This is a genomic window from Micromonospora sp. WMMC250 (assembly GCF_027460215.1).
Classification (GTDB): domain Bacteria; phylum Actinomycetota; class Actinomycetes; order Mycobacteriales; family Micromonosporaceae; genus Micromonospora; species Micromonospora taraxaci.
The window spans coordinates 2,701,969-2,726,929 of sequence record NZ_JAPZBJ010000002.1; the positions used below are offsets into that span (position 1 = coordinate 2,701,969).

Below are 24,961 nucleotides of genomic sequence, written 5' to 3' on the forward strand. Positions count from 1 at the left end.
GTAGCGCAGAAGGCATGGAGCGTGGCAACAGCAAGCACGGACCGAGGATCGACGAACAAATGAGCCAGGAGGTCAGCGGCCTCGTGCAGGGGCCGGGGACCGGCGGCTCTCGGGTCGACGAGTCGCGGGTGCCGGAACCGGCTGGCGAGGACCAGCCGGAGACGACCACCGCCCCGGCCGGCGACCTGCGCACCGGCACCCCGCAGGGAATGAGTTCCACGGACGTCGAGCAGCGCAGCCGGCTCGGCCGGTTCATCTCGATGAGCGCGCTGCCGGGCGACCGCCTGGTGCTCATCGCCAGCGCCCGCGAGAACGAGGCGCCGGACGACATCGTGGCGGCACTGGAGCGACTGCCCGAGGGCACCGTCTACCAGACCGTTTCCGAGGTGTGGGCCGCGCTCGGCAACAAGAATGAGACAACTCGCTGGTGACCGGGTCGCCCCCCGATCCGACGACCATTAGCGACTGAAGGAGGTTCTCTGATGAGTGGCGTAACCGAACATGTCGAGGTTTCCGTGCCCGTACGCACCGCGTACGACCAGTGGACGCAGTTCGAGGAGTTCCCCGAGTTCATGGAGGGTGTGCAGGAGGTCCGGCAGCTCTCCGACACGATGACCCACTGGAAGGTGGACATCGCCGGGGTGAAGCGCGAGTTCGACGCCGAGATCACCGAACAGCTTCCGGACGAGCGCGTCGCGTGGCGCTCCACCGACGGCACCCAGCAGGCCGGCGTGGTGACCTTCCACCGGCTCGACGCGGACAAGACCCGGGTGACCCTGCAGCTCGAGTTCGAGCCACACGGGGTGGTCGAGCAGGCCGGCGACAAGCTCGGCATCGTCGACCGTCGCGCCAAGGGCGACCTGGAGCGCTTCAAGACGTACATCGAGCGGCGCGGTCAGGAGACCGGCGCCTGGCGCGGGTCGGTGGACCGTCCGCAGCCGTGACGCTGGAGAGCTTCGCCGATGGCCGCCGGATCTCCGGCGGCCATCGGCGTGTCGGAGCCCGGCCAGGCGACACCGTTTGCGATCATCGCGCCCGGGTACGGCTGAGAGCATGACCGACGACAACATCAGGGTGTGGCGGGACGAGGAACGACTTCCGTTGGAAGAGCTGGAACGGGCCGTGTCCGGCTCCAGCCTCGACGGGCAGGCCGACGACGTGACAGGTAACGACGCGGGCGAAGAGGCCGCGTTCGGGCACGGACCGGCCGCGTCGGACCGCGAGGGGCAGGCCCAGGGCAACACCCGGGAGGCCACCGACCCGCAGCGCGCCTACCGCCCGTCCACCACCGGGCGGACCGGCCCGGACGTCTGATCCTCCCCGTCGGGCTGGGCGGGCAGCGCCACAGCGGCGGACGGTCGCCTCGCACCCCACTCGTAGAGCGCGATCAGCCCCAGCGCGAGCACCAGCAGGGCCGATCCCAGCACCTGCACGGACGTGTTGCCGATCAGCACGCCCAGCGCGGCGGGGACGAGCGCCGCGCCGATGCCGGACGCGCCGATCTGCAGTCCGATGGCCCGGTCCGTGTGCGCCGGGCCGACCCGGTCGGCCGTGGTGAGCGTGAGCAGCGGGAACACCGGCGCGGCGGCGAAACCGACAACGACCAGACCGAGCACCGCCAGCGCCGCCGGCCCGGGGATCGCGATCAGCGCGGCCCCCACTGCCATACCGGCCAGACTGGCCCGCAGCACCACTGTCGAACCCAGCCGCTCGGCCACCACACCCTGCACGATCCGACCGACGAAGAGGCTGCCCCAGTACGCGGAGACGCACCCGCCGGCCACCGCCGCGCTCAGCCCGCGCCCCTCGGTCAGCAGGAGGAACGCCCAGAGACCGGTGGACACCTCGATGGCCACGTACAGCGCGAAGGCGAGCGTCCCGGACCAGACCGCCGGCAGCCGCAGCGTCTCCCGGACCGTTACCCGGACGACCGCCGACGCGGCGGGCGCGGTGCCGGCGGCGTCCGGCGCGGTGCCGTCGACCGCGGTGGCGGCCGGGACGCCGCGTTGCCAGGCCCGCACGGTGAGCGCGAACGCGACGGCGAGGACGAGCTGGGCGGCGGCCACGATGCCGTACCCCCAGCGCCAGGCCAGCCCGGCGCTGAGCACACCGGTCATGATCAGCGGGCCGATCGCCACCCCCAGGCCGAAGAAGGCGTGCAGCCAGTTCATGTGCCGCGGCCCGAACGCTCCGGCCGCGTACGCGTTGAGCCCGGAGTCGACAGCGCCCGATCCGAGCCCGAGCAGCAGCGCACAGCCCACCAGCACGGCCAGCACGGGGCTCAGTGAATAGCCGGTCAGCGCCAGGCTGGCCAGTAGGGTGCTCCCGGCGAGCAGGGCGCCCACGCCCACCCGGGCCAGCGTGAACCCGGCCAACACGCTGGAGGTGAGATAACCGACAGTGCCGGCGGTGAGCACCCAACCGACCGCCTCGGTCGGTACGTCGAAGTCGCCCCGGATGGAGGGCCAGCCCACGCCGAGCAGGCCGTCCGGTAGACCGAGGCTGACGAACCCGAGGTAGGCCAGCAGGAGCAGCGAAGCGCGGGGGCGTGGTGGTGTGGTGGACACGAGGCACCATCCTGCCGCAGAGGCACCCTAGCGCGGTCGGCGCCGGGGTGCCCGCCACGGAAAGAAGTCGTGTCCGGACGGTCGAGAAAACGGACAGCTCATCCAGAATCGGCCGATCGGAGGACGGCAATCCGGCGTGTTCGCGTAAGAATTCCGGGATGCATCAAGGCTCCGGAGTCCTCTCCCCGCGTCAGCGCCGGCTCGCCTGGCTCGGCTTCCTGCTCGCCGCGCTGCAGGCGCCCGTGTCCGCCTGGCTCGTCGCCGACGAGTCGTGGCTGTTCAGCCTCTGTGTCGCACTGATGGTGGCCGTCGTGATCATCGCCGACGACGCGGCACGGCGTCGGCCGGCCGACGCGACAGGCGACTAACCCTCTCCGCCCGGCCGGGCTTCGTGCCCCGGCCGACCCGGGCTGCGGCGGCGCTCCTTCATCTCCGCCTCGTAGAGGTGCCGTCGCCCGCCCACCAACTCGTCCCGGGCCTGCTGGTCCAGCTCCCGGAACAGCGCGTGGTAGCCGTCGTCGAAGTCCTCGACGATCTGGAACGTCCACCGCCCGGCGATGACGTTGCGGCCCCGCAACTCGGTGCCGATCCGCTCGGCGAGCCGCGGATGCCCGGCGGCGCGGAACTGCTCCACCGCGTCGTCGAGCATCAGGTCGGCGTGCCCGATCAACTGGTGCATCGAGTACAGATGCCCCCGGGCCCGCTCCACGCACTCCAGCGCCTCGCTGAGCTTGCCGAGCGCCGCGACCGTCGCGTCGCTCACGCCGGCTGGCCGCCGGTGCCGCTCGTCAGGTCCGTCCGCGTGCTGTTCCATCGGTGCCTCCGTGCCGTATGCCGCCGTTCGCGGGTGCTGTTCCTGCTGCCCCGTCTGTGCCGGATCAACCCCCACGGTCAGCGCCGGTTCGCCCAGTGGCGCTGCCGACATCCGCCGAGCGGCCGAGGTCGAGGCGGTCACCGGTCGGTTAGCCTCGGTCACCATGCGTGTGCCGTTCACCCGGGTCGCCTCCCGTACCGCCGTCGACTCGGCGCGGTCCACCCTGGCCGCCCTCACCGTCTCCGTCGGCACCGTCGGGCTGGCCGCCGCCGCCGCGCGACCGGGGCTGCTCGCCCTCGTCGACCAGCACGCGGCCGCCGTACGGGACAGCCTCGACGGGGACCGCCAACCGCTGAGCCCGGCGATGCTCGCCGGCTACGCCGAGGGCGTCCGCGCGGCTGCCCTGGAGCACGGGTGGACACCGCCGGACGGGCCGGTGGACTGGAGTCACCCGGAGTGGCTGCTCACCCGACTGCTCGCCGTCTGCGCGCTGGCCCGCTCGCTCGACCGCGCCTGATCCGCGGGGCAGCCCGGTCACGGCGCGAGGAGGACGTCCCGCATCGTCCGCGGAACGCCCTCCCCACCAGCCGTGCCGTTGCGCCCGTTACGAGCGGTACTGCTGGGCTTCGTCCACCCGAGGCATGGCCTGGGTGCGGTCCCCGCCGCGGTCGGCCATCTGCCGCTCCACGTCGCTGCGCCCGGCAGTGCTCGCCTGACGCTGCTGCTGCACCGCCCGGGCCTCCTCGGCCGCCCGACGCAGCCAACCGTCCCAACGGTTCTGCATCGGCTTGACCAGACCACCGCCGACACCGACGATCAGGATGCCGGCCACCGTGGCGAGCACCGCGATCAGCACCGGGGTCGTCACAGTCGTGGCGATACCCACCTGGTTCAGCGCAGCGATCACACCGAGAGCGATGATGAAGATCGCCGTCAGGTCGGCCAACACCTTGCCGTACGAGAGCCCTCCCAGCGCGCCGGTGACCAGATCCCGGACGGCGTTGGCGATCGCGGCCGCCACCACCACGATGACGATCGCGATGAACGCACGCGGCAGCCAGGCCACCACGCCGCTGATCAGGTCACTGATCGCGTTGGGTCCCCAGACTCCGAAGGCGAACTGGAGCGTGAACAGCAGTACGGCGTAGTACGCAAGTCTGGCCAGGATGTCGCTGGCGTCGTACTTCGTTCTCTCCAGGGCCCGTTTGATACCACCGCGTTCGACCGCTTGGTCGAAGCGCACCCGTTCCAGCACCGTATCCACGATCTTGAGGACGGCTCTGGCGATGAGCCAGCCGACCACGAGGATGACGATGAAGGCCACTGCCTTCGGGATGAAGAGCAGCACTGACCTCCAGGTGTCGGCGATGGCATCGCCGATGTCGGCCTGCCGGACCGCGAGGGTTTTCAGCATGATGTCCCTCCTGTCGCATGGACTGCGCCGGGCGCATACCCGGCAACCGGTGCGGCAGTCCGCGCAGAGCGCCGACATTTTTGCGACAAGCCACCCGACAGGTGTCCTGAACTGCCCGAACGTCCCCCGGGGCCGGGGACTGCGACGGCTCACGGCCATGATCGGATGCCTTTTCCCACCGGCCGACTAGGCTGCGGACATGCCAGGAACGGTCGGGCGAGTCCCCACGCCAGCAACTCCCGGCCCGGGTGCGTCCACCGGGTCCGGTGCGGTCGCTGCCGTGCTCGCCCACGACTGGGCCGGCACCCCGCTGGGCCCACCGGAAGGCTGGGACGTGGCGGTCCGGGCCGTGGTCGAGCTGATCGCCGCCTCACCGATGCCGATGGCGCTGGCGTACGGCGACGACCTCGTGCTGCTCTACAACGCCGGCTACGCCGAGTTGCTGGGCACCAAGCACCCGAGCGCTCTCGGTCGCCCGGCCGCCGAGGTGTTCGCGGAGATCTGGGCGCTCCCGGGCGTCGGCGCGGTCATCGAGCGCTGTTACCGGCAGGGCGTGCCGTTCCTGGAGAAGGAGTCGACGCTGCCCCTGGTCCGCGGGCACTCCGCGACCGTGGAGCAGGCGGTCTTCACCAGGGGATACTCGCCGGTACGGGACAGCCTCGGGCGGATCGTCGGCGTGTTGACGGTCGCGGCCGAGACCACTCACGTCACCGAGCAGTTGCAGAGTCTCAGCGAGGTGGCCGCGGCGCTCGCCGGCACGCTCACCCTCGACGACGTGGCCCGGGTGGCGCTGCGGTACGCGATCACCACGTTCGACCCCGACCAGGCCTCGTTCGTCGTCGACGAGGGCGGCGGTGGTTGGCGCATGGTGCGCCGGGTGCGCGGCGAGTTGCTGGACGAGGCCGACGAGCGACTCCCCCCGCTCTGGCGGCGCGCGCCGGCGGACTGGTCGTCGCCCGTGGTGCAGGCGGCGCGCTCCGGTGGCCCGTCGTTCGTCCGGGACGGGCAACCGCTGCGGGACACCGCTGTGGACCGCCACGACCAGAAGGTCCGCTCGGTGGCGGCCCTGCCGCTGGGCACCTCGGTGGTGCGCGGCGGGCTGGCGGTCGGCTACCAGATCCCGCACACCTGGTCGCCGGCCGAGCGGGCGCTGCTGGCCGCTTCGGCCGAGCTGATCGGTCAGGCCGCCGAGCGGGCCCGCCGCTTCGAGACCCAGCACGGCACCGCCCAGTTGTTGCAGCGCAGCATGCTGCCGGAGCATCTGCCGGACCTGCCCCGGCTGCGGATCGCGGCCCGTTACGACCCGGGGGTCGACGGCAACGCCGCCGGTGGCGACTTCTACGACGCCTTCCTGCTGCCCAACGGCGCGCTCGGCGTGGTGCTGGGCGACGTCGCCGGCCACGACGTGCAGGCCGCCGCGCGGATGGGACAGGTCCGGGCCGCGCTGCGCGCGCTGGCTCTGGCCGATTCCGCGCCGGACGCCGTGCTGGCCGGACTGGACCGGCTGGTGAGCAGCCTGGGCGTGGAGGCCGGCACACACGAACTCTTCGTCACAGTGGTGTTCGGGGTGATCGACGCGGAACGGCGGGAGCTGACCCTGGCCAGTTGCGGGCACCCCGCCCCGCTGATCCGTCGCGGCGACCCGGACGGCCGCTCACACGCCGAGTACCTCGACGTTCCCGCCGGACCTCCGCTGGGTCTGGGCGGCCGGCCGGGCACCGTGACGGTCCCGTTCCGCCCCGGTGACACCCTGCTGCTGTTCAGCGACGGGGTGGTGGAACGCCGGCGGCACAGCCTCACCGCAGGGCTGACCGCCCTCGGCGACGCCGTCGCGAAGGCCGGCAGCGGTGACCCGCGCGCCCTCTGCGCGGTGGCGACCGCGGCGGTGCCGGGCGGCACCGAGGACGACGTGGCCGTACTGGCGGTCGAACACGCCCTCAAGCCGAGCCGGTCGGCGAGCATGGAGATGCCCGCGGAGCCGACCGCGCCCAGCCGGGTCCGACACTGGATGACCGGTCAGCTCACCGACTGGCGGGTGGCCGAGTCGGTGATCGGGGCGGCGGTGCTGTGCACCAGCGAACTGACGACCAACGCGTTGCTGCACGCCGGCACGGCCGCCCGGGTGGAGATCGACCTCAGCCCCGAACGGCTGCTCGTCTCGGTCGCCGACTCCGGCACCCGGGGCACCGTGACCCGGGCCCGCACCGACACGTTGAGCAGTCGGGGGCGCGGTCTGGGCCTGATCGAGGAGCTCAGCGACGCCTGGGGCACCGACCCGTCGGTCCGCGGCTCCACGGTCTGGTTCGAGATCCGCATCCGAAACGCCGACGCCGCCTGAAGACCGCCCGACCGGGTAGGAGGACGCCCATGCGTACCGACACACCCGCCGGAGTCCTCTTCGACGTCGACGGCACCCTGGTCGACACCACCTACCTGCACACGGTGAGCTGGTGGGAGGCGTTGCGCCAGACCGACCAGCCGGTGCCGATGGCCGTGGTGCACCGCTCGATCGGGATGGGTTCGGACAAGCTCCTGGACCACCTGCTCGGCCCCGAGCGGGACCGCGACGCCGACTCCAGGCTGCGCGACGCGCACGACACCCTGTACGCCGAGTACTGGGAGCGGCTCACACCACTGCCCCGGGCCGCCGACCTGCTGCGCGCCTGCGCGGAGCGAGGGATGCGGATCGTGCTCGCCACCTCCGCGTCGGAACCGGAGGTCGGCGCCTTGCGCCGGGCGCTGGCCGCCGACGACGTCATCGACACGATCACCTCCTCGGCGGACGCGGAGCAGAGCAAGCCGGCTCCGGACATCCTGGTCGCGGCGTTGGAGCAGTCCGGGTTGGCGGCGGAGCGGGTGGTCTTCGTCGGTGACTCGGTGTGGGACGTCGTCGCGGCCGGCAAGCTGGACATCCCGTGCGTGGGGCTGACCTGTGGCGGCACCAGCCGGGGCGAGCTGGCCGGCGCCGGCGCGGTGGCGGTGTACGACGACCCGGCCGCGTTGCTGAGCGAGTTGGCGGAGTCACCGCTCTCCCGACCCAGAGGATGAGTGTCACTCCGGTTCGCCCGCCGGTCCACGCATAGCGGGAGGCCTTGCGGGGCAAGGTCTGTCACCACCTGCCCGCGCCTCGCGGGTGCGGCCGAAAGGTGGTGCCGTGGAGCCGGTAGATGTGGCGTTCGCGCTGGTCGGTGTGGGCGCTCTGCTCGCGGGCATCCTCCCGCGGGTCCTGGAGCAGCGTCCACTGTCCATGCCGATCGCCTTCCTCGCCCTCGGCATGCTGGTGTTCCTGCTGCCGGTGGGACTACCGACGCCCGACCCGCTGGCCCACCCGGAACTGGCGACCCACCTCACCGAGATCGGCGTCATCGTCGCGCTGATGGGCGCCGGGCTCAAGATCGACCGACCGTTGAGTTGGCGGCGGTGGTCGTCCACCTGGCGGCTGTTGGCGATCGCGATGCCACTGTGCATCGCGGCGGTCACCCTGCTCGGGTGGTGGTGGGCAGGGCTGGTACCGGCCGCCGCCCTGTTGTTGGGGGCCGCGCTGGCCCCGACCGACCCGGTGCTCGCCGCCGACGTGCAGGTGGGTGAGCCGACCGATGTGGAGGATTCCGAGGACGAGGTCCGCTTCGCGTTGACCTCCGAGGCCGGGCTCAACGACGGGCTGGCGTTCCCGTTCGTGTACGCCGCCATCGCGATCGCCTCGACCAGCCTCGCCCCCCGCGAGTGGTTCGTCGAGTGGTTCACGGTGGACGTGCTGTGGAAGGTGGGCGTCGGGGTCGGCGGCGGTCTCCTCATCGGCTGGCTGCTGGGCAAGTTGTTCTTCCGCGCGCCCAGCAAGCTGCGGCTGGCCCGGCACGCCGAAGGTTTCCTGGCGCTGGCCGCCACGTTCCTCGCGTACGGGCTGGTGGAGGTGGTCGGCGGGTACGGCTTCCTGGCGGTGTTCGTGGCCGCCCGGGCGATCCGGGCCGCCGAGCGGACCCACGAGTTCCACTCGGTGCTGCACGACTTCGCCGAGCAGGTCGAACGGCTGCTCACCCTGGTGTTGTTGCTGCTGCTCGGCGGCGCGATCGTGGGTGGCCTGCTCATCCCACTGACCTGGTCGGCGGCCGCCGTCGGGTTGGCACTGGTCTTCCTGATCCGGCCGCTGTTCGGTTGGTTGTCGCTGCGCGGAGCGCCGGGAAAGCCGGCCGAGCACTGGGTCATCTCGTCGTTCGGCATCCGAGGCGTCGGCTCGTTCTACTACCTCGCGTACGCCACCACGAAGGCCGACTTCCCGCAGGCCGAGCTGCTCTGGGCGACCGTCGGCCTGGTGGTGCTCGTATCCGTGGTGGTGCACGGCATCACGGCGACACCCGTCATGCAACTGCTCGACCGGGAGGGCGAGCGGACGTCCGACCCGGCCGAGCGGGACAGCGAGGCCCGACCCGTCGCGGCGGCCGGGCACTCCTGACGACCTGTTCAGGTCAGGCGGGCGACCAGGGCACGGCCGAGGTCCCGGCCGGAACGCCAGGCGGTCTGGACCTGCGGCTTACCGAACGCGTCGCCGGCCAGGCCGATCCCGTCGGCGTCGATGTGGTGGGTGGCACCGGCGGTGTCGGCGACCGGCTTCGCGTACGTCCAGCGGTGCACGTGCACGTCGACGGCCTGCTCGGGGAGGCTCAGGAGGTCGCGGACGGCCTGCTCGACGGCCGGTCCGGCCCCGGTGGGCTGGGCCAGGTGACCGGCGGCGAACTCCGCGACGGTGTGCGCGACGAGCACCGGAGCGCCGTCACCACGCCGGTCACCGTCGTCGCAGACGAGACTGAGCACCGGATGGTCGTTGACGAACGCGCCCCGGAAGTCCGGCCACCGGCGGCTCGGGAAGCGCAGCACCGCGGCCATCGTCGGCGACCAGCCCTGCGCCTGCACGACTCGTGTCGCGTCGGCCAGGGCGGGGTCGAGCAGCAGGGCGGCCTGCGGGCCGGGCATGGCCAGGGCGACCGCCGCGCACGGCTGGCCGTCTACCGTCGGCCCGGGCTCGACGGTGAGCACCAACCGGTCGACGGTCACCGGCACCTCGCTGGCCAGGTGTTCGACAAGCGACCGTAGCCCGCGCGGCGCGGCGAAGCGCATCGGCCCCGGCACGTCCCGACGTCCGTCGCGGTCGTACGACTGGAAGGTGTCGGTCCATTCGCGGACCAGGCCGGCGGCGCGCCACTGCTCGACCACTGCGGTGAAGTCCGGGTCGTCGGCGGTGAAGTACGCGGCGCCGATGTCGGCGGGACGGCCGCCGAAGCGTTTGCTGGCCATCCGGCCCCCGCACACGTGCCCCCGCTCCCGGACCTGCACGGGCACCCCGGCGCGCACCAGTTCCACAGCGCAGGCCATCCCGGCGATGCCCGCTCCGACCACCACCACACCCGACCGGTCCACCGTCATCCGATGATCGTAGGCGGCAGACGACGACCAGGATTTCGCCCCACACCCCGCGCCCCGCGCCCCGCGCCCCGCGCCCCGCGCCCCGCGCCCAAGATCCGCGCACTTTCCCGGATGTTGCTGTCTCAGACCCACCGGAGACAGCAACATCCCTGATGTTGCGCGGATCTTGGCGACGAACGCCCGGGACGGGCGCGCGGGGGGCCGGTGTCGGGGTGGGGCGGAACCGGGGGGGCATGAACCGCCGATGATCGGGGTACTGGCACACCTGTTCGAAGGAAAGGTGATGACGATGACGGACCGCGAGACTCAGCAGGTCGACCAGAACGCCGCGATCAAGGACCCGGACGAGTGGGTCACCGGCGACGAGCCGCCAACCGCGGCTCAGGAGTCCTACCTGGGCACCCTGGCCCGGGAGGCGAACGCGGAGATCCCGGCCGACCTGACCAAGGCCGAGGCTTCCAAGCAGATCGACGAACTCCAGGCCCGAACCGGCCGAGGCCAGTAGGACCCCGTCGATCATGGAGTTGTGGTGACCGAATTGATCCGGATATAGGCACTTTCTCACCCACCACAACTCCATGATCGACGGCGCGGGACGCCGCGGGGCGGCGCGGGACGGCACGTTGCGCAGGTCGGGTGGTCAGTCGCGGGTGACCTGGTGCAGCGTCACCTCGGTCAGGCGGCCGGCGCTGATCGTGGCGCTGAGGTAGGTGGCGTGCGGTTGGGAGCGCCGGTCGGTGGGTGACCCGGGGTTGAGCAGGCGCAGCCCACCGGGCGCCTCGGTGTCCCACGGAATGTGCGAGTGCCCGAAGACCAGCAGGTCGACGTCGGGGTAGAGAGCGGCACACCGCTTCTCGCGGCCGGTCCGTGGGCCGGTCTCGTGCACCACGGCGACCCGTAGGCCGTCGAGGTCGACCCGGGCCACCTCCGGCAGCCGGGCGCGCAGCGCCGGCCCGTCGTTGTTGCCGTACACCCCGACGAGTCGGCGCGAACGCGCCGTCATGGCGTCGAGCAGGGCCTCGTCCACCCAGTCGCCGGCGTGGATCACGACGTCCGCCGCCTCGATCGCGGCCCAGAGCGGGCCGGGCAGGTCCCGTGCCCGCTTGGGTACGTGGGTGTCCGCCGTGAGCACCAACCGCATGCCGGCATTCTCCCCCGCGCCCCGGCCGTCGGCCCGGTGACGCGCCCCGGCCGTCGGCCCGGTGACGCGCGCCGGCAGCCGGCGGTTCAGGAGCGCGCCGGACTGAAGTGCGCCGGTGGCATGCCGAGACCACGCAATGCGGGGTCCCGCTCGACGTCGGTCAGCACGCCGGCGGCGTTGATCAGGCCGATGTGGGAGAACGCCTGGGGGAAGTTGCCCAACTGCTCGCCGGTCAGCGGGTCGATCTGCTCGGCGAACAGGCCCAGGTCGTTGACCCGCCCGGCCAGCTCCTTGAACAGCGTGTGCGCCCGGTCGCGGTCGCCGGCCAGCGCCAGGCAGCACACCAGCCAGAACGAGCAGATGAGGAAACCGGCCGGGTCGCCGTCCCAGCGCCGCAACAGGCCGTCGTGCGACAGCCGGTCCTCCACCGCGTCGATCGTCGAACGCATCCGTGGGTCGTCGGCCCGGAGGAACCCCACCAGCGGCATCACCAGCACCGAGGCGTCCAGTTCGTCGGATTCAAAACTTCCGGTGTACGCCTGGATCCGCTCGTTCCACCCGCGATCGAGCACCTCCGCGTGGACCTTGTCGCGGGCAGCCGCCCAACGGGCCACGTCCTGCGGATCGCCGAGCCGGTCACCGAAGCGGACCGCCCGATCCAGCGCGACCCAGCACTGCACCTTCGACGACACGTGGTGGTGTTCGACGCCACGCTCCTCCCACATCCCCGCGTCGGGCAGATTCCAGTCCCTCGCGGCTTGGTCGGCGAGCACCCGCAGGACGTGGCGTACCTCCTGATCCAGCGGCACCAACCTGTCGCGCATCAACCAGGCGGCATCCATCGTCTCGCCGAAGATGTCGGTCTGCCGCTGCTGCCAGGCGTCGTTGCCGATCACCACCGGCGGGCTGTCCCGGTACCCGCCGAGTTGTTCCAGTCGGTGCTCGGTGAGGTCCCGTTCGCCCAGCACCCCGTACATGATGGGCACCGGTTTGTCGTCGACCCGGCCCATCGCCCGGCCCAGCCACGCGAACTGCCGCTGCACCTCGGAAACGCACGTGGAGCGCCACAGCGCCCGAAGGGTGAGACTGAAGTCGCGTACCCAGACGTAGCGGTAGTCGTAGTTGCGGTCCCCGCCGAGCTTCTCCGGCAGTGAGGTGGTCACCGAGGCCACCACCGCGCCGCTGGGCCCGTACGTCATGCCCTGCACCACCAGGCGGCTGCGCCGCACCTCTTCGGCGTAGAGGCCCTGGTACTCGTGCTCGTCGGCCCAGGACCGCCAGCCGGCCACGGTGTCGGCGATGGTCTGGTCGGCGTCCGGCACCTCGGGCAACGGCGCGTCGTAGGTCGGGGCGTACCCGAGGGTGAAGTTGTGTGTCGTGCCGGCGCGGACGGTGAACGTCGCGGTGGCCTCGCCGTCGCCTGGGGTGAATCCCACCGTGCTGCACCGCAGGGTGAGCCGGGCGGCGCCGGCGATGGCTTCCAACATGTCGTCCCGCTCGACCAGGTACGCGATGGTGCGGCCGTACTCGAAGCGCGGCCGGTAGGAGGACCGCATCGGCACCTCGCCGGACAGCCCCTCGACCGAGCGGACCAGCACCTGCGGCGAATTCACGCCGATGTCGTGACCACGAGCGCCGGGCTCGAAGGCGAGCGCGTCGGTGAGCGCCACCTCCCCGTGTGCGGTGCGGAAGACCGTCCGCAGCACCAGTGTGTCGTCGAGGTAGTGGCGTTCGACCGTGTAGTCGCCCTCCGGACGGATCGACCAGTGCCCGGCGCCGTCGTCGAGCAGCCGCGCGAACACCGACGGGGCGTCGAACCGGCCCGGGCACCACCAGTTCACCGAGCCGGTGTGGTCCACCAGCGCCGCGCTGCGCCCGTCGGCGAGGAAGCCGTAGTCGCTGATCTGTCCGCTCTGCACCCGCGTACCTACCCGGGCTGGTCGGACCCATGCCCCAGGCTGCAGCGGCCGAAGCACGCCGGCCGGCGTTACCGGCGGCCGTGGGCGGGAACCCCGGAAGCTGACGAGGGAGGATGCTCATGACGTCAGCTTCGGGGCCGACCGCCGCGTGGCGGCCCGGCACACAGGGTGGCGACCTGCTTCCGTCCGGCCCGGCCGGCCGGCCGTCGACACCGGCCGGCGACGGCCACGGGCCGGAGGCCGGTCCGCCGACAGTGACGATCGGCTCGTACCCGGACTATCCGGCCGCACAGCGGGTCGTCGACTACCTGGCCGACAACCGTTTCCCGGTGGAACACAGCGCCATCGTCGGCACGAACCTCACGCTTGTGGAGACGGTGCTCGGGCGGATGACCACCGGCCGCGCCGGCCTGCTCGGCGCGGGCACCGGTGCCTGGTTCGGGCTCTTCATCGGTCTGCTGTTCGGCATCTTCACCGTCGGCAACTGGTTGGCGGTGATCCTGGTCGGACTGGTCATCGGCGCGATCTGGGGTGCCGTGTTCGGCGCGGTCGCCCACGCCATGACCGGTGGACAGCGCGACTTCACCTCGGCCAGCTCGCTGCGCGCCGGGCAGTACGCGGTGATCGTCGACGCGCAGCTCGCCGACCAGGCCCGTCAGCTGTTGGCCCGCATGCAGGTGCCGGGCGCGAACGCCCGCTGAGCCACGACCTGACGACCGCCCGTCCCGGCAACGCTCGGGGCGGGCGGCCGTTCAGTCGTGGTACGCCAGCTCGCCGGCGCGGATGTCGACGGCGACCCGGTTCTCCGGCGGTGCGAGCGGGCACGCCCAGCGGTCGTCGTAGGCGCAGCTCGGGTTGTAGAGGTAGTTGCCGTCCAGCCGGACCCGACCGCCGGGCAGCAGCTCGACGCCCCGACCGAAGGTGCCCTTCACGGTGTCGGTGAGGTACCGCCCACCCCCGTAGGTGTCCTGCCCACAGGTGCCGTCGCGCACCGGGACGAACAGTCCACCCCCGTACGCCTCGATCCACCACAGGGTCAGTGGTCCCCACGGCGTCTCGGCCACCGCCACCCGCCGGTACGCGACCACCCCGTCCGGGCCGCCGGTGTCGATCCGCAGCTCGCCGCCGGCCGGCCGCAGCGGTGCCTCCACCACGGCGTCCGGGTTGGCGGGGAAGTAGCGGACCCCGGTGAAGTCGGCGCGCTCCGCCGGCGGGATGGGACTCTGCGGGTGGGTGGCGAACAGCTCGTCGCGCTGCGCCCGGAACCCGGTGAGGTCGACGTCGGACAGGTACAGCCGGGCCACCCGCTCCCGCCAGTCGGCCAGCTCAAGATGATCCACGCCGTCGAGCCTATGTCGTGGCGGCGGGGCCGCTCACCGGGACGGCCAGTTGCTCAGGACGGCGTCGAGGGCGTCCAACGTGCGGGTCCACGAGTCGTCGGTCGTACGGGGGGTGTGCCGGAAGCCTCCGGTCTTCTCCAGGCTGACGAACCCGTGGAACGTGCTGTGCATCATCCGCACCGCGTCGGTCTGGTCGGGCTCGGCGAGGTGGTAGCCGCGCAGGATGGCCCGGGTCATCTCCGCGTGCCGGGGGCCGGCGCTCGCCATGGCGGTCTCCGGGTCGAGGTCGATCTGCATCGCGGCGTAGCGGCCCGGGTGCTGCCTCGCGTAGTCCCGGTACGCGTTGGCGAAGGCCACCAGCGCGTCCTTGCCGGCGCGTCCGGCGAGGGCGGTGGCGACCCGGTCGGCCAGTTCCGCCAGGGCCAGGAGGGCGATCCGGACGCGCAGGTCCCGGGCGTTCTTGATGTGGAAGTAGAGGCTGGCGTCCTTGACCCCGAAGTGGCGCGCGAGCGCGGCGACCGTCACGTTCTCGACGCCCACCTCGTCGGCCAGCTCGGCGGCGGCCAGCGTGAGGCGCTCGGCGGTAACCCCGGCACGTGCCATGCAGCACACTCCCAACCTATCCTCAATAATCACTTGCCTAGGAGGGCTAGGCTACAACCTATGTTGGTCCTGACCGAATCCGTCATCCGCTCATCCTTCGTCAACTGCAGTCGGGGCGAGGCGAAGCGGCTGGCCGTACCCAATGATCTTGAGATGCGTCCATGGGACGACCTCGACTTTCTCGGTTGGCGGGACCCTTCCGCGCCACAGCGGGCCTATCTGGTGGCCGAGACCGACGACGGGCTGGCCGGGGTGGTGCTGCGGGCTGCCACGCACCAGACGGGGCGTGTGCGGCACAGCATGTGCTCGTTCTGCCTGACCACCCACCTGGGCGGAGGCGTCTCGCTGATGACCGCCCCCAAGGCCGGCCCAAGCGGGCGGCAGGGTGATTCCGTCGGCACGTACCTGTGCTCCGACCTGGCCTGCTCGCTCTACCTGCGGGGCAAGAAGCACGCCGGGCCCCCCGCGCCCGAGCCTCTGCCCCTGCCGGAGCGGATCGACCGCGTGCGGAGCGCCCTCGCGACATTCCTCTCCAAGGTCACCGGGTGACGGCTGGCACCTGTCCGCGCAGCCCGGGCCGCACTGGTGTCGACCTGTAGAGCTGCCCCATATCTGGTCCACCCCTTACACACCGTGCCATGCCCCACCACACCAACGCCTGCCCCACCTGCGGGGCAGGTCTACAGGCACGGCAGGGACCTGCACTCCTCGCCTCAGACCTGGAGGGCGCCCCGGAGCGCGGCCCGCGGCTAGCGGTCGGTGGCCAGGCGGGCGTGCAGGTGCTCGTCGTAGCGGCGGCCGTCGCCGTACCGGTACGACTCGCGCAGCGTCCCCTCGGCCCGGTAGCCGGCCCGGTCGGCCACCCGGCAGGAGGCCGGGTTGGCCACCGCGTGACACAACTCCACGCGGTGCAGCCCGAGATCGGCGAACGCCCAGTCGGTGAGCCGGAGGACGGCGCGGCCCGCCACCTGACGCCCTCGGGCGGCCGGCACCGTCCAGTAGCCGATGGACGCGTCGCCGTCGTGGATGCGGTGCAGCGACACCGACCCGAGCAGGCCGCCGTCGACCGCCGAGGTCACCGCCATCGAGGCGTGGTCCCCGGCGGACCAGTCGGCGCGACGGCGCACCCAGGACAACGCGACCTCGTCGTCGATCGGGCCGCCGCCCTGCGGGTTCCACTGGGCGATCGCCGGGTCGCGCAGGGCGTCGCGCACCGCCGGGGCGTCCTCGTCCCGCCAGGGACGAAGCAGCAGGTCGTCGGTGGTGAGTTGTACGTGTTCCACGAGGCCGGAGTCTGACACATCGCGTACCGGTCGCGCCGCCGCATTGTCGACCACTTACTTAAAAGCTGCACCAAACACGCGCCGCACGCCGCAAAGGTGATCCAGGCAACGCGCAAGAGCGCTAGTTAAATTTTGAACTAGTGCTATCGTCGACCGCATGACCGAGAGCCTGGACAGCACCCGAGAGGCCGCCTGGCGGGCCTACATCGAGGCCAGCCAGCGTCTCTACACCCAGCTGGAAGAAGACCTGCGCGCCGAGAGCGACCTCAGCTTCGCCGACTACCACGTGCTGGTCCTGCTCTCCGAGGCACCGGGGCAGCGACTGCGGATGGGTGAGCTGGCCAGCCGACTCATCTTCTCGCCGAGCCGACTGACCTACCAGATCTCCTCGATGCAGCGCCGCGGCATGGTCAGCAAGGAACCCTGCCCGGACGACCGACGCGGCAGCGAGGCGGTCCTCACCGCCGCCGGGCTGCTCGCACTTCGGGACGCCGCACCGCACCACCTGGCGTCGGTGCGCACCCACCTGATGGACGACCTCGACGACGCCGAGGTCGCCTGCCTCACCCGGGTCTTCGGCCGGATCGGTGACCGCCTGCGGGCGTCCCGGTCCGGTTCGACCACCCATGCCACGAGCTAGGAGCCTTCGATGCCCGCGATCACCGTCGACAACGTTCTCGTCCTCCCCCGCCTGCCCCGGTTGGAGGAGTCCACCACCTTCCGTCCGGTCCGCACGGTGACCACCGCGCCCAGCGGCTTCGAGGGCGAGGGCTTCCCGGTCCGTCGCGCCTTCGCCGGGGTGTCGACCACCGACCTGGACCCGTTCATCCACCTCGACCAGATGGGCGAGGTCGACTACGCGCCGGGTGAGCCGAAAGGAACACCGTGGCACCCGCACCGGGGCTTCGAGACGGTCACGTACATCATCGACGGCGTCTTCGACCACCAGGACTCGCACGGCGGTGGCGGCACCATCACCGACGGCGACACCCAGTGGATGACGGCGGGCAGCGGCCTGCTGCACATCGAGGCGCCGCCGGAGCACCTGGTGATGAGCGGCGGCCTCTTCCACGGCACCCAACTCTGGGTCAACCTGCCCCGCTCGGCCAAGATGAACCCGCCCCGCTACCAGGACATCCGGGGCGGTGAGTCGGCACTGCTCACCACGCCCGACGGCGGCGCGCTGATCCGTGTCATCGCCGGTGAGATCGCCGGGCACCGCGGCCCGGGTTCGACGTTCACCCCGATCACCATCACGCACGTCACCGTGCAGCCGGGCGCTCAGGTCGACCTGCCCTGGCAGCCCGAGTTCAACGCCCTGGTGTACGTGCTCGGCGGGCGCGGCACTGTCGGCACCGACCGGCGGCCGGTGCGCACCGGCCAGCTCGCGGTGCACGGTCCGGGTGACGCGCTGCGATTCGGCGCCGACGTCGCACAGGACAGCAACACCCCGGCGCTCGACCTCTACATCATGGGAGGTCAGCCGATCCGGGAGCCGGTGGCGCAGTACGGCCCGTTCGTGATGAACACCCGGGACGAGCTGATCCAGGCCTTCGAGGACTTCCAGGCCGGTCGTCTCGGTGTGATCCCCAGCGAGCGGCTGCCGCACACCGGCGGCCAGGGCAACCGGCCCTGACGCGAGCCGTGCCGGCTTCGTCAGGCCCGCCCTGACGGCAGGTCACCACTGCGATCGGCGCCGACGCTCCCGCGAACACCGTCGGGGCGTCGGCGCCGCCTCAGGAGACCGCGAATATCCCGGCGACGCCCAGAATCACCATCAGCAACACCGCTACCAGCGCACCCCGTTCGCTCTCCACCGCCGGCTCGCGGTCCTCGGTCACGGGATTCGTCGTGTCGCGGGGCATGGTGTGGCCTCCTCGGCTGTCGTCGCGTCGCTCTTCGATGGCGTTGACCAGGTCACTGGTCAGTCGGCCTGGCGTGCGGACCGGGGTCGCTCGTCCTACCGTGAGGACGTAGCCGACCTCCAGGGGGGCTGGACGGTGCCGTTGCAGGACTGGTTTCTCACCGCTGAGGAACGCGCCAACCCGGTGTCTGGGTTACCCGTCTGGACCACGGGAAACCTCGCTGAGCCGTTGATTCACGGTGCCGCGTACTTCGACCGGCTGGTCGACGAGGTGCAGGCCCTGGGCCCGGGTGACCACCTGTTCTTCACCGACTGGCGGGGTGACCCGGACCAGCGGCTGCGCCCGGACGGCCCGACCGTGGCCCAACTCTTCGCCCAGGCCGCCCAGCGTGGCGTGGTGGTCAAGGGGCTGATCTGGCGTTCGCACCTCGACGTGCTGGCCTACAGCGAGGCGGAGAACCGCGACCTCAGCGAGACGATCTCGGCAGCCGGCGGGGAGGTGCTGCTCGACCAGCGGGTCCGGCGCGGCGGCTCGCATCACCAGAAACTCGTGGTGTTGCGGCACCCGGACGCGCCGGAACGGGACATCGCGTTCGCCGGCGGGATCGACCTGTGCCACAGCCGCCGCGACGACGCCGATCACCACGGCGACCCGCAACCGGTACAGATGTCCCCCCGCTACGGGCCCACCCCGCCCTGGCACGACGTCCAGCTCGCGGTACGCGGTCCGGTGGTCGGCGCGTTGGACACGCTGTTCCGGGAACGCTGGACCGACCCGATGCCGCTGGACTCGGAGAACCCGATGGCCTACCTGCGGGACCGGCTGCGCGGCGCGGACCTGCGCCCGGATCCGCTGCCCGAGCAACCGGCCGATCCACCGCCCTGCGGTCCGCACCAGATCCAGGTGCTGCGCACCTACCCCGCCGTCCGCCCCCGCTACTCGTTCGCGCCCGACGGCGAGCGGACCGTGGCCCGGGGTTACACCAAGGCGGTACGCCGCGCCCGTCGACTCATCTACCTGGAGGACCAGTACCTCTGGTCCGCCGAGGTCGCGGACCTGTTCGCGCACGCGCTGCGGGACAACCCGGATCTGCACCTGGTCGCCGTGGTGCCGCGATACCCGGATGTGGACGGCCGGTTGGCGCTGCCACCGAACATGGTCGGGCGGGAGCAGGCGCTGTCGCTGTGCGAGCGCGCCGCACCGGACCGGGTGCACGTCTTCGACGTGGAGAACCGCTCCGGTGACCCGGTCTACGTGCACGCGAAGGTGTGTGTCGTCGACGACGTGTGGGCCAGCGTGGGCAGCGACAACTTCAACCGCCGGTCATGGACGCACGACAGCGAGTTGTCCTGCGCCGTGCTCGACGAGACCCGCGACCAGCGGGAGCCCACCGATCCCGCAGGTCAGGGGGACGGCGCTCGGGTCTTCGCCCGGGACGTGCGGCTACGGCTCTTGCGCGAGCACCTGGATCGTGACCCGGACGGCGCGGACGACGCCGACCTGCTCGACCCGGCGGACGCCGTCGCGGCCGTCACCGCTGCCGCCGACGCGCTCCAGCAGTGGTACGACGGCGGTCAGGTGGGCGACCGGCCGCCCGGACGGCTGCGCCCGCACCGCCCCGAGCGGCTGCCGTGGTTCACCAGGGCCTGGGCGTTGCCGGTGTACCGGCTGGTCTATGACCCGGACGGCAGGCCACTGCGGGCGAGGCTGGCCGGCACCTGGTGAACGGGTCGGGTCGGCTCCGGCGCGGCGACCGGGTGCACTGTCAACCCGCCGGGATAGGCGAACGAGGAACGCGGCGAGTAGTAGCCGAAGCCGATGGTCAGCGGATTGGCCGGGCGGAGCGCGTAGATCGGGTGCCCCGGTTGGAGGAACTCCACCGACTCGATCTCGAACGGGGCGACCGGCTCGGCGACGAACGGGTACGCCGAGCTGAGGAGTTGGCCGTCACGACGGGTGAAGTAGCGGTGGTGCCCGCTGCTGATCACGTGACCGGTCTCGCCCACCCGGCAGCGGGCCCGGATCAACGGGGTCCCGTCGATCTCCGTCTCGGAGAGCAGGTCCTCGCCGCTGACCTCGATCCTGGTCCGCCCGGAGAGCACCGGGGCGCCACGGGCGGCAGCGTACTCACGGACCCGCCGGCTGGAGGCGACGTAGTGGCTCCACCAGCCCCCCGGGTTGAGGCCACCGGGGGCGTCCACGCCCACCAGTGAGACCCCGAGGTAGGTCAGCGAGTACGCGCCGAAGCCGGAGGTCTGTGTCTCGTCATCCACGATGTACTGGTTGAGGAACACCTGACGGTCGGGGCGGGGGCACAGCCCCGGCGGAACCAGTGCGGCGACAGCGTCCGGGTCCGCCGGCAGCCAGCTGAAGTAGAGCGTTCGACTGTTCACGACGAGCTGGGGAGCGGCTGGATCGAGCACGGTGCCTCCGAACCGGGTGTGTAAGGCGACGCTACGGCCGGTCCCGCCAGCGGGACAACGACGGATAGGCGACACTCCTGCCCTGATGTCGGATTTCATGTTGACCGGTTGGCGAGAGACGACGGCCGGTCGGTCAGGCCGGAGGGATTACCGGGTGGCGAAGCGCAGCCGTATAACGGGTCACGATCCTCACAGCCAGACCGTCTAATGCCGGATTTACGTCTTTTGTTACTCAACACACCTTAAGTACATCAGCCTTTCGGCTAGATTTCTGCGAGACGATCAGGTTAAGGTGACTCCCGAACGGCCCATAGAAAGCTAAACCAAAGAGTCACACCTTTTTTGTCCGCGGACGAGGTGCAGGGAGGACCACCCATGACCGCGCCAACGATCACTGAGCAGCAGAGCACCGCCGTGAAGGCACCCGCAAAGCTTGACCCGCGCGCTCTCACCGACAGCGCCGCCGACCTGCTCAACGCCATGGCGGCGCTGCCCGCCAACCACCCGTCGCGCGCCGCCCTGCGGGACCGCGCGATCGAGGCCTGGCTGCCGCTGGCCAACCACCTGGCCCACCGCTACAGCGGGCGCGGCGAGCCGACCGACGACCTGGCCCAGACCGCCGCGGTCGGCCTGATCAAGGCGATCGACAAGTTCGACCCCTCCCGCGGTGTCGACTTCGCCGGCTACGCGATCCCCACCATCATCGGCGAGCTCAAGCGGCACTTCCGGGACCGCACCTGGGACATCCGCGTGCCCCGCCGGCTCCAGGAGCTGCGGCTGGCCATCTCCGACGCCAACAGCTCACTCCTGCAGACCCTCGGCCGCTCGCCGACGGTCGCCGACATCGCCGCCCACCTCAAGCTCACCGAGGAAGAGGTCCTGGAGGGCCTGGAGGGCGCCCGCGCGTACAACGCGGTGTCGCTGTCCACCCCGACCGGCGACGGCGAGCGGGCCACCGAGCTGGGCGACATGCTCGGCGGCGAGGACAACGAGTTCGAGCTGGCCGAGCTGCGGGTCGCCCTCGGCCCGGCGCTGGCCACCCTCGACGAGCGCGAGCAGAAGATCCTCACGCTGCGCTTCTACGGCAACCTGACCCAGTCGCAGATCGCCGACCAGATCGGTGTCTCGCAGATGCACGTCTCCCGGCTGCTGACCCGGGCGCTGACCAAGCTGCGCGGCCAGCTGGACGGCACGTACTGAGCACCTGACGAAGCGGAGGGCCGGGTCCGTGGACCCGGCCCTCTACTTCTGTTCAGACTGTCACGCGAGCGTGACAGTGCGTGCGGGACGATGCGGTCAGTTCCCCGCCGGCTCCCGCCACATCGGCCAGAACGGCGTGCCGTCGGGCACCCGGAACGGCTCCCCGGCCAGGTAGCCGTGTCTGGCGTACAGGTCCCGGCTGCGCGGGCTGCTCGCCTCCAGGTACGCGGGCATCCCGTTGGCGTCCAGCCAGGCGTGGTGGTGCCGCATCAGGGCGCTCCCCAACCCCTGCCCCTGCCGGTCCGGTCGGGTCGCCAGGAAGGCCAGGTGGTGGTGGTCGGGGTGCGGGTGGTTCGCCGCGAACAGCTCGTCGAGGTGCTGGAAGCGGTCGGTCCACTCGCCGCAGGCGGCGGCCAGTCGGGCGTCGTAGTCCGCTGGCGGCGGCGCCGGCTCACCGACCGACGGGAGCCAGACCGCCACCGACGCCCGGTCCTCGGTGGAGTGCACCATGCCGTGCCGCATGGCGTGGTCGACCAGGATCTCGAAGTCCCCGGCCAACACGGCCTCCCGCTTGCTCGCGTCGGGCACCAGCCAGTACGTCACCTCCAGCACGGTGAACGCCTCGGCGATCCGACCCGCCACCAGGGCGGTCTCCTCCGGCCCGAGCCGCTCGACGACCACGCTCATCGGGTCGCCTCCGCGGTGGGCTGCGCCGACGGCGTGACGACTGCGGCACTGCTCGCCGCGCCCAGGCCGATCCGGGCGTACGTGTCGGGACGGTTGCCGCGCAGCACCAGCCCCCAGCAGACGCCCAGGAGGGCGGCCACCGGGTACACGGCGGGCAACGCCCACCGCAGGGTGGAGTCCGGCGCGACGCCGAGCAGGTTGGCGAAGTTCGACACCGCCAACCAGATGATCACGAAGAGCACCACGGTGGCCAGACCGGGCGCGACGACCCGTCGCCAGACGTTCTCGCCGCCGGGGGAACGGGCGAAGTAGGCGATCACGGCAACCGAGGTGGTGGCGATCAGCAGCAGTACGCCGAACCCGCCGGTGGTGCCGCCCCAGAAGAACAACTGGACCACGGGCTCCCAGCCGTTGATCGCGTACACCAGGATGACCACCAGGCCGAGGGCGCTCTGCGCCAGCGAGGCCGCCCGGGGCGCACCGGTTCGGGCCGAGGTCTGCCCGAACACCGCCGGCAGCACCCGCTCCCGGCCGAGCGCGAAGGTGTAGCGGGCCGTGGTGTTGTGGAACGAGATCATCGCGGCGAGCACGGAGGTCAGGAAGAGGACCTGCCCGATGGTGACCACGGTGTCGCCGAGGTGCGCGGCAGCCAGGTTGAAGATCAGCTCGACACCCTGCCCGCCGGCCTCGGCGACGATCTTGTCCGGCCCCACGGCGACCGTCATGGTCCAGGACGACAGCGCGTACAGCCCGGCGATGATCGCCACCGAGAGGTACGTCGCGAGCGGCACCGTCCGCTTGGGGTCCTTGCTCTCCTCGCTGAAGACCACGGCGGACTCGAAGCCGACGAAGCCCAGGATCGCCAGCACCAGCACCGCGCCGACCCCCGGCACGAAGAGGTTGTCCGGCGAGAAGCTGGCGAAGCTGACCTGGTCACCGGCGGGGTTGCCGATCTGACCCAGGTCGAAGACGAGGATCACCACGATCTCGGCGACCAGCAGCGCGGCCAGGACCAGACCGTTGATGTCCACCCGGAGCAGACCGAGCAGGCCGACCAACGCCCACGCCACCAGGGCCACGACCGCCCAGTGCGGATGCCCACCGAAGATCCGGTCCAGCACCGGCTCGGCTGCCGCGCCGATGGTGCCGTACAACCCGACCTGTAGCGCGTTGTACGCGATCAACGCGACCCAGGCGGCGCCCACGCCCGCCGGGCGGCCGAGACCTCGGGAGATGTAGGCGTAGAAGGCACCGGCGTTCTCCACCCGCCGCGACATCGCCACGTAGCCCACCGAGAACAGGGCGAGCACGGCGGCGACCAGCAGGAAGGCCAGCGGGATGCCGGTCACCCCGATGACGCCGTAGCCGGTGGTGACGACACCGGCCACCACGGTCAGCGGCGCGGCCGCGGAGAGCACGAAGAAGATCACCGAAGGGATGCCGAGGCGGCCTCGGGCCAGGGCGTCGGAGACGTTGCTGGGTCGGTCGACTGTCGATGTCGGGGGCATACGACTACTCCGGTCGTCGAGGGGGAGGGTAGGGGTTACCGGGGAAATCAGGGAATGCCGCGCAGCACGGCGGCGCCGACGGCGGCCTCGGTGTGCCCGACCAGTTCCTTCAGCGGCGCCGGCAGCGCGGGGATGAGGACGTTCAGCCGGTGGTGGGCGCGCGGGCCGGCGCTCCACAGCACTTCGCGGGTCAGCCCGGCGGCCGCGACGAGGCCGAGCAGCAACGCGTCCGGCACGTTCGGCGGGTCGGGCCGGTCCAGCAGTGCGCGGAGCCGGGTTGCCGGCCAGGCCACCGCGTTGAGGTCGATCGGCAGGTAGGTGACCGAGGTGCGCAGCAACCGGCGACTCTCCTGGCGGCGCAGCACGCCGGCACGGGCCAGCCGCTCCCCCACCGAGGTCGTCGCGCTCTGCGCCAGGAAGCTGAGCCAGGTCCGCAGTTCCTGGTGCTGGGGCTCGCCGATCAGCTGGTCGAGCACCGTGTGCGCCAGCGCGTCCGCGGGCGGGCGACGGTCGATGACGGTGACCTGCCCGGCCGACACGGTGATGTGTCCGTAGAGGAGCAACTCACCGAGCAGCCCGCTGGCCAGCCCGAGCCCGGTCGCCGCCGGGTGCAGCTTGGCCTTGCCACGACTGTCGTTGTGTGCGATCAGGAAGAACTCGTCGGCGATGAGCAACGGCCCTCCCGCACAGGTGTGTCCACAGTGATCGCGACCGGGAAAGGATGCACCGAGAGCTATTGCAACGCAACTCCCAGATTTGAAAGTTGCACTCCGTGCAGG

Annotated in this window: 29 protein-coding genes; 15 read left to right on the plus strand and 14 right to left on the minus strand. The window is 71.4% G+C overall.

What is annotated here, in order from left to right; translation table 11 throughout:
• The first annotated feature begins 14 nt into the window (after positions 1-14).
• From O3438_RS11750 to O3438_RS11760, 3 genes are all read left to right on the plus strand, one after another.
• A complete protein-coding gene (locus O3438_RS11750) occupies positions 15-431 on the plus strand; it encodes a DUF2795 domain-containing protein (RefSeq protein ID WP_088947320.1) in 417 nt (138 codons plus the stop codon).
• Positions 432-482: 51 nt separating this feature from the next.
• On the plus strand, positions 483-944 hold the full coding sequence (locus O3438_RS11755) for an SRPBCC family protein (protein ID WP_269680002.1): 462 nt from the start codon (positions 483-485) through the stop codon (positions 942-944).
• A 109-nt stretch (positions 945-1,053) separates the two neighbouring features.
• A complete protein-coding gene (locus O3438_RS11760; protein WP_145784010.1) occupies positions 1,054-1,314 on the plus strand; it encodes a hypothetical protein in 261 nt (86 codons plus the stop codon).
• Here O3438_RS11760 and O3438_RS11765 read toward each other — a convergent pair.
• Positions 1,272-2,567 carry an MFS transporter gene (locus O3438_RS11765; RefSeq protein ID WP_269680003.1) on the minus strand — a complete coding sequence of 432 codons (1,296 nt, stop codon included), beginning with the start codon at positions 2,565-2,567 and terminating at the stop codon, positions 1,272-1,274. The two genes, O3438_RS11760 and O3438_RS11765, sit on opposite strands and share 43 nt — an antisense overlap.
• A 158-nt stretch (positions 2,568-2,725) precedes the next feature.
• On the opposite strand from O3438_RS11765, the gene O3438_RS11770 reads away from it, so the two are divergent.
• Positions 2,726-2,935, plus strand: coding sequence for a hypothetical protein (locus O3438_RS11770; RefSeq protein WP_088990443.1), 210 nt, complete (start codon positions 2,726-2,728; stop codon positions 2,933-2,935).
• Here O3438_RS11770 and O3438_RS11775 read toward each other — a convergent pair.
• Positions 2,932-3,381, minus strand: a complete 450-nt coding sequence (locus O3438_RS11775; RefSeq protein WP_269680004.1) for a hypothetical protein — start codon at positions 3,379-3,381, stop codon at positions 2,932-2,934. The genes O3438_RS11770 and O3438_RS11775 overlap by 4 nt on opposite strands.
• Positions 3,382-3,544: 163 nt before the next feature.
• On the opposite strand from O3438_RS11775, the gene O3438_RS11780 reads away from it, so the two are divergent.
• Entirely contained in the window at positions 3,545-3,898 is a 354-nt protein-coding gene (locus O3438_RS11780; RefSeq protein ID WP_269680005.1) for a DUF6401 family natural product biosynthesis protein, read from the plus strand.
• 87 nt (positions 3,899-3,985) lie between these two features.
• Here the strand turns inward: O3438_RS11780 and O3438_RS11785 are convergent, their stop codons facing one another.
• Positions 3,986-4,795: a mechanosensitive ion channel family protein gene (locus O3438_RS11785; protein ID WP_145784022.1), complete on the minus strand. Its 810-nt coding sequence runs from the start codon at positions 4,793-4,795 to the stop codon at positions 3,986-3,988.
• Positions 4,796-4,994: 199 nt separating this feature from the next.
• On the opposite strand from O3438_RS11785, the gene O3438_RS11790 reads away from it, so the two are divergent.
• The 3 genes from O3438_RS11790 (at position 4,995) to O3438_RS11800 (ending at position 9,245) form a co-directional block, all read left to right on the plus strand.
• On the plus strand, positions 4,995-7,133 hold the full coding sequence (locus tag O3438_RS11790) for an ATP-binding SpoIIE family protein phosphatase (protein WP_269680006.1): 2,139 nt from the start codon (positions 4,995-4,997) through the stop codon (positions 7,131-7,133).
• Positions 7,134-7,162: 29 nt separating this feature from the next.
• Positions 7,163-7,843: an HAD family hydrolase gene (locus O3438_RS11795; RefSeq protein WP_269680007.1), complete on the plus strand. Its 681-nt coding sequence runs from the start codon at positions 7,163-7,165 to the stop codon at positions 7,841-7,843.
• A gap of 106 nt (positions 7,844-7,949) precedes the next feature.
• Positions 7,950-9,245: a cation:proton antiporter domain-containing protein gene (locus O3438_RS11800; protein ID WP_269680008.1), complete on the plus strand. Its 1,296-nt coding sequence runs from the start codon at positions 7,950-7,952 to the stop codon at positions 9,243-9,245.
• An 8-nt stretch (positions 9,246-9,253) separates the two neighbouring features.
• On the opposite strand, the gene O3438_RS11805 is transcribed toward O3438_RS11800, so the two are convergent.
• Positions 9,254-10,192 (minus strand): NAD(P)/FAD-dependent oxidoreductase, encoded by a 939-nt coding sequence (locus O3438_RS11805; RefSeq protein ID WP_269683624.1) that lies wholly within the window; start codon positions 10,190-10,192, stop codon positions 9,254-9,256.
• A 310-nt stretch (positions 10,193-10,502) separates the two neighbouring features.
• Between O3438_RS11805 and O3438_RS11810 the strand changes: the two genes are divergently transcribed.
• A complete protein-coding gene (locus O3438_RS11810) occupies positions 10,503-10,718 on the plus strand; it encodes a DUF3072 domain-containing protein (protein WP_269680009.1) in 216 nt (71 codons plus the stop codon).
• Positions 10,719-10,853: 135 nt separating this feature from the next.
• On the opposite strand, the gene O3438_RS11815 is transcribed toward O3438_RS11810, so the two are convergent.
• Both O3438_RS11815 and O3438_RS11820 read right to left on the minus strand, forming a co-directional pair.
• Positions 10,854-11,354, minus strand: a complete 501-nt coding sequence (locus O3438_RS11815) for a metallophosphoesterase family protein (RefSeq protein WP_269680010.1) — start codon at positions 11,352-11,354, stop codon at positions 10,854-10,856.
• 86 nt (positions 11,355-11,440) lie between these two features.
• The gene (locus tag O3438_RS11820; RefSeq protein WP_269680011.1) at positions 11,441-13,273 is read right to left on the minus strand and encodes a glycoside hydrolase family 15 protein; all 1,833 of its coding nucleotides are present in this window, start codon (positions 13,271-13,273) and stop codon (positions 11,441-11,443) included.
• Between the two features lie 119 nt (positions 13,274-13,392).
• On the opposite strand from O3438_RS11820, the gene O3438_RS11825 reads away from it, so the two are divergent.
• On the plus strand, positions 13,393-13,974 hold the full coding sequence (locus tag O3438_RS11825) for a general stress protein (RefSeq protein WP_269680012.1): 582 nt from the start codon (positions 13,393-13,395) through the stop codon (positions 13,972-13,974).
• A gap of 51 nt (positions 13,975-14,025) precedes the next feature.
• On the opposite strand, the gene O3438_RS11830 is transcribed toward O3438_RS11825, so the two are convergent.
• Both O3438_RS11830 and O3438_RS11835 read right to left on the minus strand, forming a co-directional pair.
• Positions 14,026-14,613 (minus strand): DUF1684 domain-containing protein, encoded by a 588-nt coding sequence (locus tag O3438_RS11830; RefSeq protein ID WP_269680013.1) that lies wholly within the window; start codon positions 14,611-14,613, stop codon positions 14,026-14,028.
• A gap of 33 nt (positions 14,614-14,646) precedes the next feature.
• Entirely contained in the window at positions 14,647-15,216 is a 570-nt protein-coding gene (locus O3438_RS11835) for a TetR/AcrR family transcriptional regulator (protein ID WP_269680014.1), read from the minus strand.
• Between the two features lie 60 nt (positions 15,217-15,276).
• Between O3438_RS11835 and O3438_RS11840 the strand changes: the two genes are divergently transcribed.
• On the plus strand, positions 15,277-15,765 hold the full coding sequence (locus O3438_RS11840; RefSeq protein ID WP_269680015.1) for an FBP domain-containing protein: 489 nt from the start codon (positions 15,277-15,279) through the stop codon (positions 15,763-15,765).
• 200 nt (positions 15,766-15,965) lie between these two features.
• On the opposite strand, the gene O3438_RS11845 is transcribed toward O3438_RS11840, so the two are convergent.
• Positions 15,966-16,499, minus strand: coding sequence for a GNAT family N-acetyltransferase (locus O3438_RS11845; protein ID WP_269680016.1), 534 nt, complete (start codon positions 16,497-16,499; stop codon positions 15,966-15,968).
• A 157-nt stretch (positions 16,500-16,656) separates the two neighbouring features.
• On the opposite strand from O3438_RS11845, the gene O3438_RS11850 reads away from it, so the two are divergent.
• Together O3438_RS11850 and O3438_RS11855 are read left to right on the plus strand one after the other, a co-directional pair.
• Entirely contained in the window at positions 16,657-17,139 is a 483-nt protein-coding gene (locus O3438_RS11850) for a MarR family winged helix-turn-helix transcriptional regulator (protein WP_269680017.1), read from the plus strand.
• Between the two features lie 9 nt (positions 17,140-17,148).
• On the plus strand, positions 17,149-18,135 hold the full coding sequence (locus tag O3438_RS11855; RefSeq protein ID WP_269680018.1) for a pirin family protein: 987 nt from the start codon (positions 17,149-17,151) through the stop codon (positions 18,133-18,135).
• Between the two features lie 100 nt (positions 18,136-18,235).
• Here O3438_RS11855 and O3438_RS11860 read toward each other — a convergent pair whose 3' ends face one another.
• Positions 18,236-18,364, minus strand: a complete 129-nt coding sequence (locus O3438_RS11860) for a hypothetical protein (protein WP_269458274.1) — start codon at positions 18,362-18,364, stop codon at positions 18,236-18,238.
• 135 nt (positions 18,365-18,499) lie between these two features.
• Between O3438_RS11860 and O3438_RS11865 the strand changes: the two genes are divergently transcribed.
• On the plus strand, positions 18,500-20,089 hold the full coding sequence (locus O3438_RS11865) for a phospholipase D family protein (protein ID WP_269680019.1): 1,590 nt from the start codon (positions 18,500-18,502) through the stop codon (positions 20,087-20,089).
• Here O3438_RS11865 and O3438_RS11870 read toward each other — a convergent pair.
• On the minus strand, positions 20,038-20,757 hold the full coding sequence (locus tag O3438_RS11870) for a hypothetical protein (RefSeq protein WP_269680020.1): 720 nt from the start codon (positions 20,755-20,757) through the stop codon (positions 20,038-20,040). The two genes, O3438_RS11865 and O3438_RS11870, sit on opposite strands and share 52 nt — an antisense overlap.
• A 405-nt stretch (positions 20,758-21,162) precedes the next feature.
• Between O3438_RS11870 and O3438_RS11875 the strand changes: the two genes are divergently transcribed.
• Positions 21,163-21,987 (plus strand): SigB/SigF/SigG family RNA polymerase sigma factor, encoded by an 825-nt coding sequence (locus O3438_RS11875; protein ID WP_145784061.1) that lies wholly within the window; start codon positions 21,163-21,165, stop codon positions 21,985-21,987.
• A 96-nt stretch (positions 21,988-22,083) separates the two neighbouring features.
• Here the strand turns inward: O3438_RS11875 and O3438_RS11880 are convergent, their stop codons facing one another.
• The 3 genes from O3438_RS11880 to O3438_RS11890 are packed head-to-tail and all read right to left on the minus strand — an operon-like array spanning position 22,084 to position 24,856.
• Positions 22,084-22,674 (minus strand): GNAT family N-acetyltransferase, encoded by a 591-nt coding sequence (locus O3438_RS11880; protein WP_269680021.1) that lies wholly within the window; start codon positions 22,672-22,674, stop codon positions 22,084-22,086.
• Positions 22,671-24,182, minus strand: coding sequence for an APC family permease (locus tag O3438_RS11885; protein ID WP_269680022.1), 1,512 nt, complete (start codon positions 24,180-24,182; stop codon positions 22,671-22,673). Before O3438_RS11885 ends, O3438_RS11880 begins: the two co-directional genes overlap by 4 nt.
• 47 nt (positions 24,183-24,229) lie before the next feature.
• Positions 24,230-24,856 (minus strand): GOLPH3/VPS74 family protein, encoded by a 627-nt coding sequence (locus O3438_RS11890; RefSeq protein ID WP_269680023.1) that lies wholly within the window; start codon positions 24,854-24,856, stop codon positions 24,230-24,232.
• Positions 24,857-24,961: the final 105 nt, after the last annotated feature.

Bases quoted from the DNA above. Each gene is read 5' to 3' on its own strand.
- O3438_RS11755 (WP_269680002.1), top strand. From the start codon at position 483: ATGAGTGGCGTAACCGAACATGTCGAGGTTTCCGTGCCCGTACGCACC.
- O3438_RS11790 (WP_269680006.1), top strand. From the start codon at position 4,995: ATGCCAGGAACGGTCGGGCGAGTCCCCACGCCAGCAACTCCCGGCCCG.
- O3438_RS11810 (WP_269680009.1), top strand. From the start codon at position 10,503: ATGACGGACCGCGAGACTCAGCAGGTCGACCAGAACGCCGCGATCAAG.
- O3438_RS11795 (WP_269680007.1), top strand. From the start codon at position 7,163: ATGCGTACCGACACACCCGCCGGAGTCCTCTTCGACGTCGACGGCACC.
- O3438_RS11850 (WP_269680017.1), top strand. From the start codon at position 16,657: ATGACCGAGAGCCTGGACAGCACCCGAGAGGCCGCCTGGCGGGCCTAC.
- O3438_RS11840 (WP_269680015.1), top strand. From the start codon at position 15,277: ATGTTGGTCCTGACCGAATCCGTCATCCGCTCATCCTTCGTCAACTGC.
- O3438_RS11775 (WP_269680004.1), bottom strand. From the start codon at position 3,381: ATGGAACAGCACGCGGACGGACCTGACGAGCGGCACCGGCGGCCAGCC.
- O3438_RS11815 (WP_269680010.1), bottom strand. From the start codon at position 11,354: ATGCGGTTGGTGCTCACGGCGGACACCCACGTACCCAAGCGGGCACGG.
- O3438_RS11785 (WP_145784022.1), bottom strand. From the start codon at position 4,795: ATGCTGAAAACCCTCGCGGTCCGGCAGGCCGACATCGGCGATGCCATC.
- O3438_RS11855 (WP_269680018.1), top strand. From the start codon at position 17,149: ATGCCCGCGATCACCGTCGACAACGTTCTCGTCCTCCCCCGCCTGCCC.
- O3438_RS11875 (WP_145784061.1), top strand. From the start codon at position 21,163: ATGACCGCGCCAACGATCACTGAGCAGCAGAGCACCGCCGTGAAGGCA.
- O3438_RS11825 (WP_269680012.1), top strand. From the start codon at position 13,393: ATGACGTCAGCTTCGGGGCCGACCGCCGCGTGGCGGCCCGGCACACAG.
- O3438_RS11760 (WP_145784010.1), top strand. From the start codon at position 1,054: ATGACCGACGACAACATCAGGGTGTGGCGGGACGAGGAACGACTTCCG.
- O3438_RS11750 (WP_088947320.1), top strand. From the start codon at position 15: ATGGAGCGTGGCAACAGCAAGCACGGACCGAGGATCGACGAACAAATG.
- O3438_RS11880 (WP_269680021.1), bottom strand. From the start codon at position 22,674: ATGAGCGTGGTCGTCGAGCGGCTCGGGCCGGAGGAGACCGCCCTGGTG.
- O3438_RS11860 (WP_269458274.1), bottom strand. From the start codon at position 18,364: ATGCCCCGCGACACGACGAATCCCGTGACCGAGGACCGCGAGCCGGCG.
- O3438_RS11835 (WP_269680014.1), bottom strand. From the start codon at position 15,216: ATGGCACGTGCCGGGGTTACCGCCGAGCGCCTCACGCTGGCCGCCGCC.
- O3438_RS11770 (WP_088990443.1), top strand. From the start codon at position 2,726: ATGCATCAAGGCTCCGGAGTCCTCTCCCCGCGTCAGCGCCGGCTCGCC.
- O3438_RS11885 (WP_269680022.1), bottom strand. From the start codon at position 24,182: ATGCCCCCGACATCGACAGTCGACCGACCCAGCAACGTCTCCGACGCC.
- O3438_RS11780 (WP_269680005.1), top strand. From the start codon at position 3,545: ATGCGTGTGCCGTTCACCCGGGTCGCCTCCCGTACCGCCGTCGACTCG.